Source organism: Billgrantia desiderata (assembly GCF_900108215.1).
Lineage (GTDB): Bacteria > Pseudomonadota > Gammaproteobacteria > Pseudomonadales > Halomonadaceae > Halomonas > Halomonas desiderata.
Genome location: NZ_FNVC01000005.1, coordinates 207,874 through 226,681, shown reverse-complemented (window position 1 = coordinate 226,681; position 18,808 = coordinate 207,874). Strand labels below are relative to the sequence as shown.

Annotated in this window: 18 protein-coding genes; 5 read left to right on the top strand and 13 right to left on the bottom strand. The window is 66.3% G+C overall.

The genetic code is table 11. From position 1 onward, the window contains the following. Positions 1–402: 402 nt before the first annotated feature. Positions 403–1,782, bottom strand: a complete 1,380-nt coding sequence (locus tag C4S71_RS07590; protein ID WP_086508481.1) for an L-serine ammonia-lyase — start codon at positions 1,780–1,782, stop codon at positions 403–405. A 161-nt stretch (positions 1,783–1,943) separates the two neighbouring features. Here C4S71_RS07590 and C4S71_RS07585 point away from each other — a divergent pair, with 161 nt between their 5' ends. Both C4S71_RS07585 and C4S71_RS07580 read left to right on the top strand, forming a co-directional pair. Beyond that, a complete protein-coding gene (locus C4S71_RS07585) occupies positions 1,944–2,864 on the top strand; it encodes a LysR substrate-binding domain-containing protein (protein ID WP_086508482.1) in 921 nt (306 codons plus the stop codon). A gap of 66 nt (positions 2,865–2,930) precedes the next feature. After that, positions 2,931–3,587, top strand: coding sequence for a hypothetical protein (locus C4S71_RS07580; protein WP_086508483.1), 657 nt, complete (start codon positions 2,931–2,933; stop codon positions 3,585–3,587). Between the two features lie 117 nt (positions 3,588–3,704). Here C4S71_RS07580 and rpoD read toward each other — a convergent pair whose 3' ends face one another. The 3 genes from rpoD to rpsU all read right to left on the bottom strand — a co-directional run bounded on the left by rpoD (position 3,705) and on the right by rpsU (position 7,995). Continuing rightward, positions 3,705–5,585 (bottom strand): RNA polymerase sigma factor RpoD, encoded by a 1,881-nt coding sequence (rpoD, locus tag C4S71_RS07575; protein ID WP_103968731.1) that lies wholly within the window; start codon positions 5,583–5,585, stop codon positions 3,705–3,707. A gap of 226 nt (positions 5,586–5,811) precedes the next feature. Next, a complete protein-coding gene (gene dnaG / locus C4S71_RS07570; protein WP_103968730.1) occupies positions 5,812–7,635 on the bottom strand; it encodes a DNA primase in 1,824 nt (607 codons plus the stop codon). Positions 7,636–7,779: 144 nt separating this feature from the next. Continuing rightward, entirely contained in the window at positions 7,780–7,995 is a 216-nt protein-coding gene (gene rpsU / locus C4S71_RS07565; RefSeq protein ID WP_010629611.1) for a 30S ribosomal protein S21, read from the bottom strand. Between the two features lie 196 nt (positions 7,996–8,191). Here rpsU and tsaD point away from each other — a divergent pair, with 196 nt between their 5' ends. Continuing rightward, the gene (tsaD, locus tag C4S71_RS07560; protein WP_086508486.1) at positions 8,192–9,229 is read left to right on the top strand and encodes a tRNA (adenosine(37)-N6)-threonylcarbamoyltransferase complex transferase subunit TsaD; all 1,038 of its coding nucleotides are present in this window, start codon (positions 8,192–8,194) and stop codon (positions 9,227–9,229) included. 47 nt (positions 9,230–9,276) lie between these two features. Here the strand turns inward: tsaD and plsY are convergent, their stop codons facing one another. Further along, complete coding sequence (gene plsY / locus C4S71_RS07555) at positions 9,277–9,876, bottom strand: glycerol-3-phosphate 1-O-acyltransferase PlsY (RefSeq protein ID WP_086508487.1); 600 nt, start codon at positions 9,874–9,876, stop codon at positions 9,277–9,279. A gap of 130 nt (positions 9,877–10,006) precedes the next feature. Here plsY and folB point away from each other — a divergent pair, with 130 nt between their 5' ends. After that, positions 10,007–10,372, top strand: a complete 366-nt coding sequence (gene folB / locus C4S71_RS07550) for a dihydroneopterin aldolase (RefSeq protein WP_086508488.1) — start codon at positions 10,007–10,009, stop codon at positions 10,370–10,372. Further along, complete coding sequence (folK, locus tag C4S71_RS07545; protein ID WP_086508489.1) at positions 10,372–10,869, top strand: 2-amino-4-hydroxy-6-hydroxymethyldihydropteridine diphosphokinase; 498 nt, start codon at positions 10,372–10,374, stop codon at positions 10,867–10,869. The genes folB and folK overlap by 1 nt, the downstream gene beginning before the upstream one ends. A 37-nt stretch (positions 10,870–10,906) precedes the next feature. Here folK and C4S71_RS07540 read toward each other — a convergent pair whose 3' ends face one another. The 8 genes from C4S71_RS07540 to C4S71_RS07505 form a co-directional block, all read right to left on the bottom strand. After that, positions 10,907–12,046: a tRNA nucleotidyltransferase/poly(A) polymerase-related protein gene (locus tag C4S71_RS07540; protein WP_086508490.1), complete on the bottom strand. Its 1,140-nt coding sequence runs from the start codon at positions 12,044–12,046 to the stop codon at positions 10,907–10,909. Beyond that, positions 12,046–12,369 (bottom strand): thiosulfate sulfurtransferase GlpE, encoded by a 324-nt coding sequence (glpE, locus tag C4S71_RS07535; protein ID WP_086508491.1) that lies wholly within the window; start codon positions 12,367–12,369, stop codon positions 12,046–12,048. Before glpE ends, C4S71_RS07540 begins: the two co-directional genes overlap by 1 nt. 40 nt (positions 12,370–12,409) lie before the next feature. Then, a complete protein-coding gene (locus C4S71_RS07530; RefSeq protein ID WP_086508492.1) occupies positions 12,410–13,240 on the bottom strand; it encodes a symmetrical bis(5'-nucleosyl)-tetraphosphatase in 831 nt (276 codons plus the stop codon). A gap of 66 nt (positions 13,241–13,306) precedes the next feature. Then, positions 13,307–13,705: a Co2+/Mg2+ efflux protein ApaG gene (gene apaG / locus C4S71_RS07525; RefSeq protein ID WP_086508493.1), complete on the bottom strand. Its 399-nt coding sequence runs from the start codon at positions 13,703–13,705 to the stop codon at positions 13,307–13,309. Then, a complete protein-coding gene (gene rsmA, locus C4S71_RS07520) occupies positions 13,702–14,514 on the bottom strand; it encodes a 16S rRNA (adenine(1518)-N(6)/adenine(1519)-N(6))-dimethyltransferase RsmA (RefSeq protein WP_103968729.1) in 813 nt (270 codons plus the stop codon). The genes apaG and rsmA overlap by 4 nt, the downstream gene beginning before the upstream one ends. A gap of 26 nt (positions 14,515–14,540) precedes the next feature. Further along, positions 14,541–15,590 carry a 4-hydroxythreonine-4-phosphate dehydrogenase PdxA gene (gene pdxA / locus C4S71_RS07515; protein WP_103968728.1) on the bottom strand — a complete coding sequence of 350 codons (1,050 nt, stop codon included), beginning with the start codon at positions 15,588–15,590 and terminating at the stop codon, positions 14,541–14,543. A 3-nt stretch (positions 15,591–15,593) separates the two neighbouring features. Beyond that, complete coding sequence (locus tag C4S71_RS07510) at positions 15,594–16,256, bottom strand: SurA N-terminal domain-containing protein (protein WP_103968727.1); 663 nt, start codon at positions 16,254–16,256, stop codon at positions 15,594–15,596. 46 nt (positions 16,257–16,302) lie between these two features. Beyond that, positions 16,303–18,744, bottom strand: coding sequence for an LPS-assembly protein LptD (locus C4S71_RS07505; RefSeq protein ID WP_103968726.1), 2,442 nt, complete (start codon positions 18,742–18,744; stop codon positions 16,303–16,305). Between the last annotated feature and the right edge of the window lie 64 nt (positions 18,745–18,808).

The following is an 18,808-nucleotide window of genomic DNA, read 5'->3' as shown; positions in this document are numbered from 1 at the left end:
ATCAGACCTCCCAGGGTAAGACGCGCGACCTTCCTCCCATACACCCGCCGCATCTACTGCCGCCCCTTCCGGATAGCTATTGGGCTTCGAGTTTCTTGGCCCTCTCGCCCAGGTGGCGACAGCCTCGTATGCGATTTCTGTTCGTCGGGCCGGGAGTTTGCCTCCAACTTCCTTCAGATTCCGTCTCGCGACGGACACCCTTGCTGTTCGGCTAACGGTTCCCGCTATCAGGGTCCGTAGGGGACTTTCACCCCCAAGTCATTCCGAGGCACCACCCTCGGAAACAGCGCCCGTCGGGCGCTGCGCGCCATGCCTGGCGCACCAAACGAAAACGCGATGCCACCGGGGCATCGCGTCACGTTCTGCATCATCACAGCCAAGAGGCTGTTTTGGCGACCTCTTTCAGCACTCGATGGCGTTTACCGCCAGACCGCCGCGGGAGGTCTCCTTGTACTTGTCCTGCATGTCGCGCCCGGTATCGCGCATGGTGCGAATCGCCTTGTCGAGCGAGATGAAGTGCTCGCCATCGCCGCGCAGCGACATCTGGGCGGCATTGATCGCCTTGACCGAGGCAATGGCGTTGCGCTCGATGCAAGGCACCTGAACCAGGCCGCCCACCGGGTCGCAGGTTAGCCCGAGGTTGTGCTCCAGGCCGATCTCGGCGGCATTCTCCACCTGCGCCACGCTGCCTCCCATCACCTCGGCCAGTCCGGCGGCAGCCATGGCGCAGGCCGAACCGACCTCGCCCTGACAACCCACCTCGGCGCCGGAGATGGAAGCGTTCTTCTTGCACAGGATGCCCACCGCCCCGGCGGCCAGCAGGAAATCGACCACGTCGCGCTCGCAGGCGCCGGGCTGGAACTTCATGTAGTAGTGCAGAACCGCCGGGATGATGCCGGCCGCCCCGTTGGTGGGTGCCGTGACCATGCGCCCGCCGGCGGCGTTCTCCTCGTTCACCGCCAGGGCGAAGACGTTGACCCAGTCCATGGCGCCGAAGGTCGAAGCGATCAAGCTCTGGTCGTCGCGCGTCGCCAGCAGACGGCGATGCAGCGCGGCGGCACGGCGCTTGACGTTGAGCCCGCCGGGAAGCACGCCTTCCTGCTGCAAGCCTCTGTCGACGCAGGCCTGCATGGCCTGCCAGATCTGCCACAGGCCGTCGCGGATCTCGGCTTCGCTGCGCCAGGCCTTCTCGTTCTCCAGCATCAGCTCGCTGATCCGCATGTCATGCATGCGACACAGCGCCATCAGCTCGGCGGCGGAGTTGAAGTCGTAAGGCAGCACGGTGGAGTCCTGATCCAGCTCACCGCGCTCGGCCTGCCCCTCGTCGATGACGAAGCCGCCACCCACCGAGTAGTAGGTGTTGCGCCACAGCTCTTCGCTATGACCGTGCGCCACCAGCGTCATCGCATTGGGGTGATAGGGCAGGCACTCCTCGTACCACTGCAGGTCGCGAGTCCAGAGGAACGGGATCGCCAGTCGTCCGTCCAGCATCAGCGTGTTGGTTTCCAGCAGCTCTTCGATGCAGGGCGTGACGATGGCGGGATCGATCCGGTCAGGGCGTTCGCCCATCAGCCCCATGATCACTGCGCGATCGGTAGCGTGCCCCTTGCCGGTGGCACTCAGTGAGCCGAACAGTTTCACCTCGACACGGGCCACGCGCTCGACCAGGTCCCGCTGTCGCAGCTCCTCGACGAAGTCATGAGCGGCCCGCATGGGCCCCACGGTATGAGAGCTGGACGGACCGATACCGATCTTGAACAGGTCGAACACACTGATGGCCATGATTCACCTCGCAAGTCGTCAGTCATGCCACGTACCATGTCGCCCATGGATCAGCCTGACTAAAACATGTTTGCTTGTAAGCAAGTATGGCATAAGGTTGACGTCGAAGCGCTCGCCGAGCAACCGAGAATAACTCCTTCCAGCTATAGCAAAACTAAAGCATGAGCCGACTGCTGCACGCCCAAACCCACGCCTGGCTGAAAGTCTTCGCCATCAGCGCACGCCACCTCTCGTTCACCCGGGCGGCCGAGGAGCTGCACGTCACCACCGGCGCGGTGAGTCAGCAGATCAAGCAGTTGGAAGAGCGACTCGGTTTCAAGCTCTTTCGTCGACTGCCGCGACGCCTGGAACTCACCGAGGAAGGCAAGCGGCTGGCCGCCGTGGTGGACGAGGCCTACCAGTCGGTCGGCCTGGAGGTGAAGCGTCTGCGCAGCGGTGTGATGAGCGGGATACTGCGCCTGCGCAGCGTGCCGGCCTTCCTGAGCGCCTGGCTGATGCCACGCCTGCCGCGCCTCCAGGCACGCTTTCCCGACATCGAGCTGCAGGTGATCGCCGAGGACAGCCATATCTCCCTGCGCGACGGCGACTTCGACCTGGCCCTGGACCTCAACGACGGCCAGTTGCCCGGCTTCTCGGTCACTCCGCTGATGGCGGAGCGCATCTTCCCGGTCTGTGCCCCCGCCCTGCTGCGTGGCCGCCCGCCCCTGCGCCGCCCCGAGGACCTCGCCTGGTATCCCCTGCTGCACGACGTCACCGCCTGGCGCGGCAGCCATGAATACGCCGAGTGGGAGCACTACCTGCAGGCGAGCGGCGCGCCGCCCCTCAATGTGCGCCGCGGCTATACCTTCAACCGCAACCGCCTGACCCTGCAGGCCGCCATCGCCGGCATGGGGGTAGCCATCGCCCGGGAGAGTCTGATCACCGACGAGCTGCGCTCCGGCGCCCTGATCGCGCCCTTCCCGGAACGGGTCGATACGGGCATGCATTATGGTATCGTGTATCTGCCGGGCGCCCTGGACGACCGACGCGTCCAGGCGGTGCACGACTGGATCGTCGAGGAGGTCAGGCGCTGCCAACCATAGGCAGACCACCGGCATGACGGTACAATGACATACAGCAATGTATGTCGCGCCGTCATGGAACCCTGCATGCCCCACTCCCATCACAAGGGCCAACCCTGGCCCATCGGTTTCACCGCCACCTGCCTCCGCGCCGCCCTCTATATCCTACTGATCGCCGCCCTGGCCCAGGGCGCCTATCTCGAGGCCCTCTACTTCCCCGAGGTGCGCTTCTCCGAACATGGCTTCACCGAACTGGCCCAGAGCGCGGTGCTGCTCACCGCCTCGGCCCTACTGCTCTATGTGCGCCATGGGCTCAAGCAGTTGCCCACCGTCACCCTGCTGATGTTCGCCTTCACCTTCAGCTCCTTCATCCGCGAGCAGGATTACTGGCTGGACACCTGGGTGGCCGAGCACACCTGGAAGGTGCTGGTGACCCTGGTGATCCTGCCCTGCCTCTACTGGGTGATCCGCGAGCGGCGGCGCTTCGTGGCGGAGTTCCACCGCTACAGCAACAGCTTCTCCTTCGGCCTGTTCGCCGCCGGGGTGCTCACCACCTACGTCTTCTCGCGCCTCTACGGGCGCGCCGCCTTCTGGCAAGCGGTGATGGAGGAGCACTATGTACGCACCTTCAAGGATGCCGCCGAGGAGGTGGTGGAGCTGCTCGGCTACGCCCTGATCCTGATCGCGGTCATCGAGCTGGCCCTGCTGACCCGTCGCTGGGTGCTGGCGCGTCCCGCCGCCTGAGCCCCGCCCCCGCTCGTACCCGGTGCGCCGGACATGAGGCGCCGCCTCCGACCGGCCCATAACAACGCAGACGCCCGCGGCCATGGCCGCGGGCGTCTTGCCTGGGCGGGGCCGCCCTTACTCGTCGAGGAACGAGCGCAGCGGTTCGGAGCGACTCGGGTGGCGCAGCTTGCGCAGCGCCTTGGCTTCGATCTGACGAATCCGCTCACGGGTCACGTCGAACTGCTTGCCGACTTCCTCGAGGGTGTGATCGGTGTTCATGTCGATACCGAAACGCATGCGCAGCACCTTGGCCTCGCGGGCGGTCAGCCCGCCGAGCACGTTGCGAGTAGCCTCGATCAGGCCCTCGCCGGTGGCCAGGTCGACCGGCAGTTGCATGGTGCTGTCCTCGATGAAGTCGCCCAGGTGCGAGTCGTCGTCGTCACCGATGGGCGTCTCCATGGAGATCGGCTCCTTGGCGATCTTGAGTACCTTGCGCACCTTGTCCTCGGGCATCTCGAGACGCTCGCCCAGTTCCTCCGGCGTCGGCTCGCGACCCATCTCCTGCAGCATCTGGCGCGACACGCGGTTGAGCTTGTTGATGGTCTCGATCATGTGCACCGGAATCCGGATGGTGCGCGCCTGATCGGCGATCGAGCGGGTGATCGCCTGACGAATCCACCAGGTGGCGTAGGTCGAGAACTTGTAGCCGCGGCGGTACTCGAACTTGTCCACCGCCTTCATCAGACCGATGTTGCCCTCCTGGATCAGGTCCAGGAACTGCAGCCCGCGGTTGGTGTACTTCTTGGCGATGGAGATCACCAGACGCAGGTTGGCCTCGACCATCTCCTTCTTGGCCCGGCGCGCCTTGGCCTCGCCGATGGAAAGACGACGATTGATCTCCTTCAGCTCCGGCACGGGCAGCTGCACCATCTCCTCCTCGAAGGCGATGCGGCGCTGGGCACGCTGAATGTCGGCCCGCAGCGGCTCGAGGCGCTCGGCGAACTTGGCATTCTCGGCAATGAATTCATCGAGCCACTCCTGGCGCGACTCGTTGCCGGGAAACGCCTTGATGAAGCTCTTGCGCGGCACCTTGGCCAGCTTGACGAAAAGCTGCATCACCGCCTTTTCCTGGGTGCGAATCTGCTCGACGCTGATGCGCACCTGACCGACCAGACGCTCGAAGTGCTTGGGCACCAGCTTGATCGGCGAGAACAGTTCCGCCAGGCGATCCATCTCGACCCGCGCCTGCTCGCTGCCACGACCATGCTTGGCCAGGGCTTCCCGCACCAGCTCGTTCTGTGCGCGGATCTGCTCGAAACGCGCTCTCGCCTCTTCCGGATCGGGACCGCCGGTGCTCTCCTCCGCCTCGCTGGCGTCAGCGTCGTCTTCGTCATCGTCGGCATCGTCGGCATCGTCGGCATCGTCGGCATCGGCGGCGTCGGCGTCGCCCACCAGCTCTTCGGGCACCTCGGCCTCGGCCACGCCGGGGATGCCTTCGTCAGGATCGATGAAGCCCGAGAAGAGGTCGGACAGTCGTCCCGGCGCCTCTTCGTCCTGGGTGGCATCGTAGGCCTCGAGAATCGAGTCCACCGCGCCCGGCAGCCAGGCCAGCGCCGACATCACCTCGCGGGTGCCTTCCTCGATGCGCTTGGCAATCTCGATCTCGCCCTCGCGGGTCAGCAGCTCCACGGTACCCATTTCACGCATGTACATGCGCACCGGATCGGTGGTCCGGCCGACGTCGCTCTCCACCGCCGCCAGGGCAGCCACGGCCTCCTCGGCGGCCGACTCGTCGGCGGAGTGATCGGACATCATCAGGGTATCTTCATCGGGCGCTTCCTCGACGACGCTGATACCCATGTCGTTGATCATGCCGATGATGTCTTCCACCTGATCGGGATCGGCAATATCCTCGGGAAGATGGTCGTTGACCTCGGCATAGGTCAGGTAGCCCTGTTCCTTGCCACGCGCGATCAACTCCTTCAGACGTGACTGCTGCTGCGCATTTCCAGCCATAGAAACCCTATCTCGACGAAGAAGAATGAAGCACCTGAAGCGCTGGGGTGGAGAAAACTCATGAAGCCCAATAGTATAGCGGGAAACAGTGCGAACCCGCCAGTACGGCCCATTTGCTCGATCACTCAGGTGTGTTAGTTTAATCGGTTATGCTGACAGCGCTCGGCCTGCTCCCTAACATGGGGATGCAAAACGGAAAATCAATCCGCCGGTCTCAATCCCCCGGTCAGCGTTTCAGCTCCAACAGCAACTCCTGCAGCCGCTGCCTCGCCTCTAGCGGCAGGCGTTCACCGCCCCGCTCTTTGGCCAGCAGCGCCTCGAACTCCTCCTGCGGCGACTGACGCTGTCGATGACGCTGCAGGTACTCGACCAATCCCTCGAGCTCCTGGCCTCTCGCCTCCCGCGGGATCAGCATCTCTCGCTGTACCAATGCCGCCAGCCGCTCGCCCTGGGCACTGCCCTGGAAGTGGGCCAGCACCACCTGGGGGCTGCGATAACGTCCCGCCCGCAGCAGGCGCACCAGCTCGCGGCACAGCACGGCATCCGCCCCGTCCTCCGGACACCACTCCTCCACTGCGGGCAGGCGTTCGACCAGCGTCGGTTCATGCACCAGCAGCTGCAGCACCCGCGCCATCAGCCCCAGTGCCGCCCCTTCGCTGCGCGGCCTCTCTTCCGCCACACTCGGTGCGGAAGCAGACGCAACAGGCGGCGAGGCGGGCTCGGCCGCCGGCAAAGCCGCTTCCTGCTCGCTGGCCAGGAGCGCGTCGAAGCGAGACTGGTCGACCCCGGTGCGCCGCGCGAGTTCCCCCAGCAGCACGGTCTTCAGCATGCCTTGAGGCAGTCGCGACACCGCCTTCAGGACCTGACTGGCGAAGCGCTCGCGCTCCTCGACACGCGCCAGGTCACGCCCCCGCGCCGCCTGATCGAACAGGAACTCCGACAGCGGGCTGGCGCAGGTGATGCGATTCTCGAAGGCCTCAGGCCCTTCGCGACGCACCAGCGTATCCGGGTCCTCGCCCTCCGGCAGGAACAGGAAACGCGCCGTGCGTCCATCGATCATCTGCGGCAGCACCGTTTCCAGCGCGCGGCTGGCGGCCTGACGACCGGCCCGGTCGCCGTCGAAGCAGAACACCACCTCGTCGACCATGCGAAACAGCCGCCCCAGATGCTCCTCGCTGGTGGAAGTCCCCAGAGTCGCCACGGCATTGCGAATGCCGAACTGGGCCAGTGCCACCACGTCCATGTAGCCCTCGACGATCACCAGCCGCTCCAGCCGCGGATTGGCCTGCCTGGCCTCGAACAGCCCGTACAGCTCCCGGCCTTTGTGGAAGACGGGCGTCTCGGGCGAGTTCAGGTACTTGGGCTTGGCATCGCCGAGCACCCGGCCGCCGAAGGCGATGGTTCGTCCGCGCACGTCACGAATCGGGAACATCACCCGATCGCGGAAGCGGTCGTAGGTGCGGCCGCTCTCCTCGCGCTGCACCAGCAGGCCGTATTCGACCTGTACCGCTTCGGCCACGCCTCGGGCGCTCAGGTGACGCTTGAGCGCCTCCCAGTCGTCCGGGGCATAGCCGATGCCGAAATCTCGCTGCACCTCTTCGGAGAGGCCGCGCCGGGCGAGGTACTCCCGCGCCTGCTGCCCCTCCGGCATCTTCAGTCGCTCGCGAAAGAAGCTGGCCGAGAGCTCGAGCAGATTGACGCCCTCCTGGCGCTTGCGCTCACGCGCCTGAGCGCGAGGATCGTCGGCGCCTTCACGCGGCACCTCGAGCCCCAAACGTGCCGCCAACTGCTCCACCGCCTCGGGGAAGCGCAGCTTGTCGTACTCCATCAGGAAACGCAGAGCACTGCCGTGGGCGCCACAGCCGAAGCAGTGGTAGAACTGCTTGTCGGCACTGACGGTGAAGGACGGCGTCTTTTCCTGGTGAAAGGGGCACAGGCCGGAATAGTTGCGTCCAGCCTTCTTCAACTGCACTCGCTCGCCCACCACCTCGACCACGTCGACGCGTGCCAGCAGGTCATCGATGAAGCGCTGCGGAATCTGGCCGGCCATGTGGGTCTTGCCACCTCCCGGCGGGGCAGATGAAAAAGTTGCAGTCAAACGGTCTTCAAAGACAAGCGGCCACCTGACGGCAGCCGCTTGGTCATCCTTCCAGAAGCCGCGATGCACGAAGCACCGGGACTCCCCGAGTACGGATCAATAGAGCCGTTCGAAACGCTTGCGCTCACGCTGGAGCTTCTTGGCGTGACGCTTCACCGCGGCGGCAGCCTTGCGCTTGCGCTCTGCTGTCGGCTTCTCGTAGTGCTCACGACGACGCACTTCGGAGAGAATACCGGCTTTTTCACAGGAACGCTTGAAACGGCGCAGCGCGACGTCGAACGGCTCGTTATCACGTACTTTGACAGAAGGCATTAAGCACTCACCTACCTTGAATTCTTGAGTTCGGTTCGAACGCACACCCGGATGTGGGTGCACGACCCAATTGTACAGCGCACGGTAGTTTAGTCGGCGCTGGCAAGCTTTGCAAATTCCCGACGCGCACGAAGGCGGGATGGCGCGCCCCCGATTTGCTAGAATACGGCCTTCCTCTCATTACGAGCTCTGCACCATGCGCGTCCTTGGCATCGAGACCTCCTGCGACGAAACCGGCGTCGCGATCTACGACACCGAACGCGGCCTGCTGGCCGACGCTCTCTACAGCCAGGTCGCCATGCATGCCGAATATGGCGGCGTGGTCCCGGAGCTGGCCTCCCGTGACCATACCCGCCGCCTGCTGCCCTTGATCCAGCGAGTGCTCGACGAAGCCGGCATGCAGCGAAGCGAGCTGGACGCCATCGCCTATACCGCAGGCCCGGGGCTGGTCGGCGCGCTGATGGTGGGCGCCAGCACCGCGCACGGCATGGCTCGCGCGCTGGGCGTTCCCGTACTGGGCGTACACCACATGGAGGGTCACCTGCTGGCGCCGATGCTCGAGGAGTCGCCACCGGACTTCCCCTTCGTCGCCCTGCTGGTCTCCGGCGGCCATACTCAGCTGGTCGAGGTGCAAGGGCTGGGCTTATACCGTCTGCTCGGCGAGTCGGTGGACGACGCTGCCGGCGAAGCCTTCGACAAGACCGCCAAGATGCTGGGCCTGAGCTACCCCGGCGGCCCTCAGGTCGCCCGACTGGCCGAGGCGGGCAGTCCCGGGCGCTTTCGCTTCCCCCGGCCGATGACCGACCGGCCGGGCCTCGATTTCAGCTTCTCCGGGCTCAAGACCCATACCCTCACCACCCTGCGCCAACTGGAACAGGCCGGCGAGCTCGACGACCAGGCCCGCGCCGACGTCGCCCGGGCCTTCGAGGAGGCCGTGGTCGATACCCTGACGATCAAGTGCCGCCGGGCGCTGGACGACACCGGCCTCAAACGTCTGGTAATGGCCGGCGGGGTGAGTGCCAACCAGCGCCTGCGCGAGAGATTGGCCACGGAGGTGGCGAAGCGCAACGCACAGGTGTTCTATCCTCGCGGCCGTTTCTGCACCGACAACGGCGCCATGATCGCCCTGGCCGGCGCCTTGCGCCTGCAGGCCGGCGAACGCGACGCGACGGGGCACATGAAAGCGGTGCCGCGCTGGCCGATGGATACCCTGACGTCACCGGCCAGCGCCTGAGCGCCCGCCCTGAGGCGGCGGCCAGCCGGGCCAACGCGACGCAGCGCTCAGAGCGCATGCTCGTCGCCCTTGCCCAACCGACGTATGTTGAGCAGGTGGCGCACCAGCACCAGCAGGGTGAAGACCAGGATCACCAGGACATAGTCCGGCGCCAGCCACAGGCTGGCCAGCGGCGCGATACCGGCGCTGGCCAGCGAGGCCACCGCTGCGGTGCGTACCCGCCAGGCCAACAGCACCCACAGCGCGGCACAGCACAGCGCCACCCAGGGGGTCAGCACCAGCAGCACGCCGAAAGCGCTGGCCACCGCCTTGCCGCCACGAAAGCGGTGCCAGGGCGGAAAGCTGTGCCCCAGCAGCACGGCCAGCCCGACCATGCCCTGGGCCCAGGGCGGCATGCCCAAGACGATGGCGAGCCACAGCACCGGTATCCCCTTGGCTGCATCGAGCGCCAGCGTCGCTCCGGCAAGCCGCGGGCCGTAAAGGCGCAACACGTTCGAGAAGCCCGGGTTGCCGGAGCCTTCCCCGCGCGGATCGGCAACGCCTGCCAGCCGACAGACCCACAGCGCGCCCAGCCAGGAACCGCTGAGATAGCCCAGCGGCACCAGACCCCATAGCGGCCACAGCTCTTCGCCCAAATCCGCCCCCATGCTCGTTCGTCATCACCATCGATGATTCTGCCAGCCCCCGCACGCCAGGGACAGCACCGCAAGCCTGTCAATCCGTCCCGACGCTCACGTACAATCGTGCCTCCTTCTTCGGCCTGTTTGGGAGCTGCACATGGATTGCGTGTTGATCGAGTCGCTGGAGCTCGAGACGGTCATTGGCGTATACGACTGGGAGCGCACCATTCGCCAGCGCCTGGTGCTCGACCTGGAACTGGCCACCGACATTCGCCCGGCCGCCGCCGACGACGACCTCACCAAGACACTCGACTACGCGGCCATCAGTCAGCGCATCCAGCACTTCGCCGACGAGCACGACTTCGCCCTGGTGGAAACCTTCGCCGAGCGTCTCGCCGAGCTGCTGATGACGGAATTTTCCGTGCCGTGGCTACGCTTGACGCTGCGCAAGCCGGGCGCGGTACCGGCCGCCGCCGCGGTAGGCGTGCGCATCGAACGCGGCACACCGTCGGAGGGCACCTGATGACTCGGGTAAGCGTCAGCATCGGTAGCAACATCGAGCGGGAGCATCACATCACGGCCTGCCTGGAAGCGCTCGACGCTACCTTCGACAACCTGGTCGTGTCACGCGTCTTCGAGAGCGTGCCCGTCGGCTTCATCGACGGACGCAACTTCTACAATCTGGTGGCGGTGTTCGACAGCGACTGGTCGGTGGGCGAACTGCAGGCCTGGTGCAAGCGTATCGAGCGCGAGCACGGACGACGCCCGGGCACGCCCAAGTTCAGCCCGCGAACGCTGGACATCGACCTGCTGACGGTGGGCAGCCTCACCGGCGAGCACGACGGGGTCACGCTGCCACGCGACGAAATCCTGCATCACGCCTTCGTGCTGCTTCCGCTCGCCGAACTGCTGCCCGACACGCTCCATCCCGTGGCCGGGCGCAGCTACGCCGAACTGTGGGCCGAGTTCGAGGCTGGCGATCAGCGTCTGTGGCCCATCGAGTTCCTCTGGCGCTCCTGAGCGATGCGCCAGCGAGCTGACGGCAGAGCATACTCCCTCAGTGCCGCTCCATTTCCCGCTGCAGCACGGTCCGGCGTCGCCTGGCCAGCTCTTCGCCCAGCGCGCCGCCGCGAAAACCCTCGGCCAGCAGTGCGCGCGCTTCGAGCTTGGATACTTCCCGCCAGGCCCGCTCGAGCCGTTCGGCCAACGCCGGGACCTCCAGCGCCAGCAACGCAATGAGGGGCGGCACCCGTTCGGCTCGCCGCCAGGCGTCGACACCGTCCAGCCAGGCTTTCACCGCATCGGCATCGGGCGTACCGCTCTCGGCCAGTTGTCGGGTCAATGCGGCCTGCCACCCCAGCTCGCGATAGCTGCGCGGCAGGCGCAGGCGTTCGCTCAAGGTCCGTTGGTCGGCCTCATCCAGACGCTCCACCAGACGAGCCCAGCGCCAGCGCGGCCGCTCCGCCTCGGGCAGCTCATCGGGTAGGCGCGTCATGCCCTGCAACGTCTCATCGAGCTCCGTGCCGCTCCCGATGAGTTCGGGCATCAGCACCGTCAGCGCGCCACAGGCATGCAGCGTACGGAAGTAGACCGTCGGTTCGGGCTCGCCCAGCGCCTTCTCGGTCTCGGTCCAGACGCGCTCGGCCACCAAGTGAGAAAGCTCGCCGCTCACGGTCAGCTCGCGCATCAGCGCCCAGGTCTCGTCGGCGATGGTGAAGCCGAGCCCGGCATAGCGGGCCAGGAAACGTGCCGTGCGCAGCACCCGCAGCGGGTCTTCGACGAAGGCTGGGGAAACATGCCGCAAGATGCGCTTTTCGAGGTCCTGCAAGCCGCCATAAGGGTCGATCAGCTCGCCCTCCGGCGTCTCCGCCATGGCGTTGATGGTGAGGTCGCGACGGGCCAGGTCCTCTTCCAGCGTCACCTCGGGGCTGGCATGCACCTCGAAACCGGTATAGCCGTGCCCCGCCTTGCGCTCGGTGCGCGCCAGCGCGTACTCCTCATGGGTCTCGGGATGCAGGAACACGGGAAAATCGCGCCCCACCGGGCGAAAACCGCGGCGGCGCATCTCGTCGGGCGTCGCCCCCACCACCACCCAGTCGGTATCGACGGTGGGCCAGCCCAGACGGGCATCACGCACCGCCCCGCCCACGCGATAGACCTCGAGCTCCGCCAGGCAGCGGTCGCGCGCTGCGCTCATCAGCCGGCGCGCTCCACGCGCTCGGGCAGACGGTACTCCCACTCCGTGAATCCACCGTCGAGACTGTAGACCTCGGCGAAGCCTTGCCCCGCCAGCCAGGCCGCGGCCTGCTGGCTCGAGTGGCCGTGGTAGCACACCACCACCATGGGTTGCTCGCGCGGCGCCGCCTCGAGCAATGCCGGCACGCTGTCGTTGTCGAGGTGGCGGCTGCCGGGAATGCGGCCGGCGGCAAAGCTCGCCGGATCGCGGATATCGACCAGGGTGAGCGGAGCCTCGTCGTCGAGCCAGGCGGTCAGGGTATCGATGGTCAGGTGTCGAAACATGGCGTGCTCCATTCAGGTCTCGCCGGATCGCAATCCGGGTTCAGCGGCGATGACGATGACTGGGCACCGCAATGCGCTCGCCGGTGGAAAGGTTCAGCGCGGTGAGACTGCCGCCCCACACGCAGCCGGTATCCAGTGCCTCGACCCGCACCCGGGCGCCCTCGGCATGTCCTTCCAGCGCGGCCCAGTGGCCGAACAGCAGCCGCACGTCGTCACCCCTGGGGTAACGGAACCAGGGGGCGAAACCCGTCGGGGCGCTGTCGAGCCCCTCCTTGGCGCTGAAGTCGAGGCAGCCCTCAGCGTCGATGAAGCGCATGCGAGTCAGCACGTTGACGATGGCACGCAGGCGGTCGATGCCATCGAGCGCGACGTGCCAGCAGGCCGGCTCGTTGCCGTACATGCGCTCCAGGAAGGCGCCGCTGCGCTCACTGCCGAGACGCTCCTCGACCTCACCGGCCAGCTCTGCCGCCTGGTTCACCGACCACTGGGGCAGCAGCCCGGCGTGAACCATCACGGTCTCGCCCTGCCCCGGGAAGTCGTCACGCACCAGCAGCGACCGCGACTGCAGCCAGTCGAGCAGCGCCTCACGGTCGGGGGCGGCAAGAATCTCGTCCAGAGTATCCTTGCGGTTGAGCCGGGCACCGCCACGGGCCACTGCCAGCAGGTGCAGGTCGTGATTGCCCAGCACGGTGAGGGCGGCATCGCCCAGCGCCCGCACCTCACGCAGGCAGGCCAGCGACCCCGGGCCGCGATTGATCAGATCGCCGGCCAGCCACAGGCGGTCGCGGCCGGGGTCGAAGTCGATCTTTTCGAGCAGCTCGACGAACTCGGCGTGGCAGCCCTGCAAATCTCCGACGGCATAGGCGGTCATGACACCTTCCCTTGTGCGCTTCGCGGGTTGTCCATCCGGCGCGAGGCTCACCCCGCGCCACAGGCTTCAGTGTATCTGATTGGGGCCGGCCAGCCGGAAGGGGGCAATGGTCACTTCGAAAGGACGCTGACTGGCGGTATCGACACAGGTGTAGGAACCTTCCATCACCCCCACCGGCCCGTCAAGGATGGCGCGACTGGTGTAGCGAAAGGTCTGCCCGGGGCCGATCATCGGCTGCTGACCCACCACGCCCTTGCCGCGCACCTCCTGCACCTTGCCGCTGCCCTGGGTGATACGCCAGTGGCGTGCCAGCAGCTGGACGCTGCGAGCCGAATGATTGTGGATCGTCACGGTATAGCTGAAGACATAGCGCGACTCCTCGTGCGAGGACTCGTCGTCGCGAAAGACGGGCTCCACGTCGACCAGCACCTCCCGCTCCAGCGGCACGTCGGAAGCCTGGTTCATGGCGTCACCTCCGTAGCAGCGAGATGATTGGCGATATGCACGAACTCCTCGACGCTCAGCGTCTGGGGCCGGCGCGCCGGGTCGATGCCCAGCGCCGCCAGCGTGTCGCCGTCCACCATCCCCTTGAGGTTGTTGCGCAGGGTCTTGCGGCGCTGGGAGAAGGCCTGACGCACGACGTCGAACAGCAGCGCCTCGTTCGCCGCCGGCCAGGGCAGTTCAGCGTAAGGCGTCAACCGCACGATGGCCGAATCGACCTTCGGCCGCGGCACGAACGCCTCGGGCGGCACCGTGAACAGGTCATCGACGCGGCAGCGGTACTGCGCCATCACCGAGAGGCGCCCCCAGTCGGCGCCTCCCGGCTCGGCGGCCAGACGCTCGACCACCTCCTTCTGCAGCATGAAGTGCATGTCGGCGATGGCATCGCCGGCTTGCAGCAGATGGGCGATCAGCGGCGTCGAGATGTTGTAGGGCAGATTGCCCACCACCCGCAGCGGCTCACCGTCGCCACGCAGCGCACGGAAGTCGAACTTCAGCGCATCGCCTTCATGCACCACGAAATCAGGGTAGTTGAAGAACTGCACGCGCAGCCCGGGGATCAGGTCGCGATCCAGCTCGATCACCTCGAGCTGCCCACCGGTCGCCTCGATCAGCGGCTCGGTCAGCGCCCCCTGGCCGGGGCCGATCTCCACCAGCCGATCGCCGGGGCGGGGTGCGATCGCTCGCACGATGCGGGAAATGATGCCGGGGTCACGCAGGAAGTTCTGGCCGAAGCGCTTGCGAGCGCGATGGACCGGCGGGCGCGATGCCATGCAATGAATCCTTGTCTTTTCGTTCGTCAGGGAGTGGCCGAACCGCGGCCGGCCATGTCGGCGGCCAGCGCTACGGCGACCCGCAGACTGCCCGCATCGGCCAGACCATGGCCGGCCAGATCCAGCGCCGTGCCATGATCCACCGAGGTACGCACGATCGGCAGTCCCAGGGTGATGTTGGCGGCCTGGCCGAAGCCGGCATACTTGAGCACCGGCAGACCCTGATCATGATACATCGCCAGCACGGCATCGACCCCGGTCAAATGGCGCGGCGTGAACAGGGTATCGGCCGGCAACGGCCCGTCAAGCTCGAAGCCTTCGCCGCGCAGGCGCGTGAGACAAGGCTCGATCACCTCGAGCTCTTCGCGCCCCAGATGCCCGCCCTCCCCCGCGTGGGGGTTGAGGCCGCACACGGCGATGCGCGGCCTGGCGATGCCGAACCAGCGCCTCAGGTCCGCCTGCAGGATACGCAGGATGCGCTCCAGCCCCGCCTCGCTGATGGCATCGGCCACCTCGCGCAGGGGCAGGTGGGTAGTGGCCAGCGCCACCCGCAGCGCGGTGCTGCCCTGCCAGGCGGGGCCCGCGGCGTGCAGAGCACTGTCGGTGGCCAGCATCATCACCACCTCGTCGACGCCGCAGGCATCGCGCAGGTACTCGGTGTGACCGCGAAAGCCGGCATGGCCGGCATCGAGAATCACGCCCTTGTGCAGCGGTGCGGTGACCATGGCGCCGGCACGGCCGTCGAGACAGGCCGCAATCGCCACATCGAGGGTTTCCAGCACATAGCCGGCATTGGCCACGGCCAGCTTACCGGGACGGCTCGGCTCACGCAGCGCCACCGGCCACACCGGCAGCACGCCGGGCCTTGCCTGCGGTACCGGTTCCCCCGGCCGTAGTTCGACCAGATCGACCGCCAGGCCTAGCAACGCCGCGCGCTGAGCCAGCAGGGCCGGGTCGCCCACTACCACGACACGGCCGGGCAGCGGCTCGCCCAAGGCCAGCTGCAGACACAGCTCGGGGCCGATGCCGGCAGGCTCCCCGCTGGTCACCGCCAGCACGGGCGCGGACGGTTTCATCTATCAGCTGCCGCTGGCCAGCCGGTTATCGACGAAGGCGTCGGCGCGAATCTCCTGCAGCCAGGCGTCGAGGGCCTCGTTGGCCTTGCGCTGGAACACCATCTGGCGCGCCTGCTCATGGCTCACGTTGCCGCCCTGCTGCTCGATGAAGCGCTCCACCTCACGAGTGCTGACGTTGACCCGGCCGCCGATCTGACGCTGATGCAGCTCGCGCAGCAGCATCTCGCGCCGGATCTCCTCGCGCACGGCTGCCATGGTCAGACCGTCCGCCTCAAGGGCGTCGGCGAACTGATCGAGGGTCATGTTGTTACTCTCGGCGATCTCGCGCATCTGCCGGTTGAGGGCGGTATCGTCGACGCTGAGGCCGGCGTTCGCCGCCATCTGCAGCTGAATCTCTTCCAGGATGATCTGCTCGAGCACGTATTCGCGCAGCATCGATTCGGGCGGCAGGGACTGCCCCTGCGCCGCCAGCTGGCTGCGTGCCTGCGCCATGCGCTCCTCGAGCTGGCTGTGCATGATGGCCTGCTGGTTCACCACGGCCACGATACGGTCCAGGGACTGCCGCTGTACCGGCTGGAAATCCTGGGCCACGGCCGTCAACGGCACGGCACCGAGGCACAGGACCAATCCCAGGGCGCCCAAGGTGGCGAATGGCGAAATCCGCATCTTTCTCTTTCCTCTCATATGGCTCACTTGTAGGGCATTCGCACGATCAGAAGGCAGTGGCTCGGTAGCCCGGTATGGCCCGCTCGAAATAGTCGCCGGCATCGCCGCCGACACCGCCCAACCCCTTGAAGACGAAGCGCAGGAACAATCCACGCTCCGTCGTATCGTTATCGATTCTGGCGCTGTCGTTGTCATCGATCCACTCGCGCCAGACAATCTGCAGGCCATAGCAGCAATCGTTCCACTGCACCCCCGCCAGTTGGTCGAGCAGACGGTCGTTAGTGTAGTCATACACGGCACGACCGATGAGATCTACCCGTGGCGAGAGCTTCCAGGCGAACGAGAGATCGTACTCCTCGCGGTCGTAATCGCGAAACTCATCGTCTCCTGGCCGTACGGACGGGTCGAACCCTTGGAGTTCCCAACGATAGCCTAGGTTCAATACGTGGCCCGCCCGGCTGCGGTAGTTCAGGTCCAGCGAGGTACGCTCGGTACGCTGCTGGTTGTCGTCGTACAGCCACTCCCAGCGGCTGCGCCAGCGATCGGTCATTTGCCAATCCAGCCGGGCCACCAGCGGCGAGCGGTCGCGAGTGGCGTTGTACCAGGGTTCGAACCGTCCGCCCTCTTCCGGCGAGCGTGGCAGGGTATCGGGGTCGCCGTTGATGTCGATGTAGCGGTCGTCAAGATAGAACGCCTGCCCCACCCCGAAGGCCAGCCGCTCGCGGCCGCGGTCGTCTTCCAGCAGGCGCGAGTCGACGCCGACCGACACTCGGTTGAGATCGCCCACCCGGTCGGCGCCGGAGAAGCGATAAGGCGACCACAGCTGATTCCACGAAAAGGCACGCTCGCTGCTGTCGAATTCGGGAAATTCGCGTTGATTCGTTGCCGGCACGTAGGCGTAGTTGAGCCTGGGCTCGAGGGTCTGACGATAGGACCGCCCGCCGAGCTCCAGTTCGCGCTCGAACACCAGCCCGCCGTCGATGGAGCTTACCGGCACCGCGCGCTGCAGAGTGGTATCGCGATCGGTATCACGCTCGCCGTAGTCGAGGTCATAGGCGGTATAGAGCCACTCCACCCGCGGCTCCAGGTGCCCCCAGCTTTCTTCGAAGCGCCAGCCGATGGCGGGCGAGAGGTGCAGACGGGTACCTGTCGCTGCCTCGCGCAGCGGCACGCGATTGCGATCCACATCACGCCAGAAATAGGTGACATTGGAGCGCCACTGCTGATACCAGCCGCCCTGCTGGGACCAGCGGGCGTTGGCCGACAGGCTGGGCAGGCGGTAGAACGGCTTGTCGCGATCGCGCAGCGGATCGTCGAGCCTTTGGTAGCCCTGGGCACGGGCATCCAGACGCCAGACATCGCCACGGTAGTCGATCTGGGCCAGGCGCGGCATATTGTTGGGGTCGTCGCCGAAGATGCTACCGTAGTCGTCGAAATAGCGCCCGTCGCTAGCCGCCCCGTAGCGCAGGTTGTAACTCGTGCGCGTATCGAAGCGCCCGGTATGACGATAATCGACATACCAGCGGTCCTCGCCCTCGTAGCGCCGCGAAGCGGCACCCGGCTCGTCGGAGCCACCGCCGTCGCTGGACAGGTAGGCCCCCTCGACCTGCCCGGCATCGGTGGGGAACAGGTAGCGGTACTCCCCTCCCAGCAGCAGGCCGCGATCGCTGATCCAGCGCGGCGTGAGGGTGGCGTCGTGGTTGGGCGCGATGTTCCAGTAGAACGGCTGGGCGTAATCCAGGGCGCCGCCGGAAAGGCCAATTTCGGGCCACAGGAAGCCGGTATGACGCCGGTCGTCGATGGGGAAACGCACCCAGGGCCAGTAGAACACCGGCACGTTGCCCATCTCCAGGCGCGCGTGGCGTGCGGTGCCGAAACCGCTCTCGCGGTCGAGCACCAGATCGCCGGTGACCAACTGCCACAGGTTGTCGCCCGGGTCGCAGGTGGTGAAGCTGGCCGAGGTGAGTCGGAAACGACCATCCTCCAGCCGCTCAAGCTGCATGGCATCGCCGCGCAAATGCCGGTCATGGACCACGAAGTGCGCCGCGTCGATGCTGGCGGCATCGGTGACCAGCGAGACTTCGCCGGCCTCACCGCGCACCAGCAGGTTGAGATCGCGCAGCGCCAGCGGCCCTTCGGCAAACGCCCGCTCGCGCTCGGGCGGCACGCTCACCCGCGGCGACTCGAGCTGCGTGTCGGCACGCCGCAGAATCACTTCACCACCGAGAATGGTTTCGCCATCGTCGCCGTAATAGGCGGTGTCGGACTCGCTGCGCACCTGATCAGGCACATCGCCGGCGGGCAAGCGATAGGCGGGCATGATATAGACCCCGCGGCATAGCGCCTCGGCCGGCCGATCTTCGCCCCATGGCTGCCAGTCCAGTTGCCACGCCGCCAACGGCTCGAGCGCCAGCGCCTGCGGCGCGCCCAGCGTCAGGCCGGATGTGATCAGGCTGGCCAACGCCGTTCCTGCATGTCGCTTGCCCATGGTCCCTCGATGTCCTTGGCGAAGAGAATCGGTATTATACAGACCGCACCCAGCCTGTCGTATG

What these genes read in the sequence shown, in the direction of transcription:
- C4S71_RS07510 (WP_103968727.1), bottom strand. Translation starts at nt 16,256, where the DNA reads ATGCGGATTTCGCCATTCGCCACCTTGGGCGCCCTGGGATTGGTCCTG.
- tsaD (WP_086508486.1), top strand. Translation starts at nt 8,192, where the DNA reads ATGCGCGTCCTTGGCATCGAGACCTCCTGCGACGAAACCGGCGTCGCG.
- rpsU (WP_010629611.1), bottom strand. Translation starts at nt 7,995, where the DNA reads ATGCCTTCTGTCAAAGTACGTGATAACGAGCCGTTCGACGTCGCGCTG.
- rpoD (WP_103968731.1), bottom strand. Translation starts at nt 5,585, where the DNA reads ATGGCTGGAAATGCGCAGCAGCAGTCACGTCTGAAGGAGTTGATCGCG.
- glpE (WP_086508491.1), bottom strand. Translation starts at nt 12,369, where the DNA reads ATGTTTCGACACCTGACCATCGATACCCTGACCGCCTGGCTCGACGAC.
- C4S71_RS07585 (WP_086508482.1), top strand. Translation starts at nt 1,944, where the DNA reads ATGAGCCGACTGCTGCACGCCCAAACCCACGCCTGGCTGAAAGTCTTC.
- rsmA (WP_103968729.1), bottom strand. Translation starts at nt 14,514, where the DNA reads ATGGCATCGCGCCCGCCGGTCCATCGCGCTCGCAAGCGCTTCGGCCAG.
- pdxA (WP_103968728.1), bottom strand. Translation starts at nt 15,590, where the DNA reads ATGAAACCGTCCGCGCCCGTGCTGGCGGTGACCAGCGGGGAGCCTGCC.
- plsY (WP_086508487.1), bottom strand. Translation starts at nt 9,876, where the DNA reads ATGGGGGCGGATTTGGGCGAAGAGCTGTGGCCGCTATGGGGTCTGGTG.
- C4S71_RS07505 (WP_103968726.1), bottom strand. Translation starts at nt 18,744, where the DNA reads ATGGGCAAGCGACATGCAGGAACGGCGTTGGCCAGCCTGATCACATCC.
- C4S71_RS07580 (WP_086508483.1), top strand. Translation starts at nt 2,931, where the DNA reads ATGCCCCACTCCCATCACAAGGGCCAACCCTGGCCCATCGGTTTCACC.
- C4S71_RS07590 (WP_086508481.1), bottom strand. Translation starts at nt 1,782, where the DNA reads ATGGCCATCAGTGTGTTCGACCTGTTCAAGATCGGTATCGGTCCGTCC.
- C4S71_RS07540 (WP_086508490.1), bottom strand. Translation starts at nt 12,046, where the DNA reads ATGAGCGCAGCGCGCGACCGCTGCCTGGCGGAGCTCGAGGTCTATCGC.
- folB (WP_086508488.1), top strand. Translation starts at nt 10,007, where the DNA reads ATGGATTGCGTGTTGATCGAGTCGCTGGAGCTCGAGACGGTCATTGGC.
- folK (WP_086508489.1), top strand. Translation starts at nt 10,372, where the DNA reads ATGACTCGGGTAAGCGTCAGCATCGGTAGCAACATCGAGCGGGAGCAT.
- apaG (WP_086508493.1), bottom strand. Translation starts at nt 13,705, where the DNA reads ATGAACCAGGCTTCCGACGTGCCGCTGGAGCGGGAGGTGCTGGTCGAC.
- dnaG (WP_103968730.1), bottom strand. Translation starts at nt 7,635, where the DNA reads ATGGCCGGCCAGATTCCGCAGCGCTTCATCGATGACCTGCTGGCACGC.
- C4S71_RS07530 (WP_086508492.1), bottom strand. Translation starts at nt 13,240, where the DNA reads ATGACCGCCTATGCCGTCGGAGATTTGCAGGGCTGCCACGCCGAGTTC.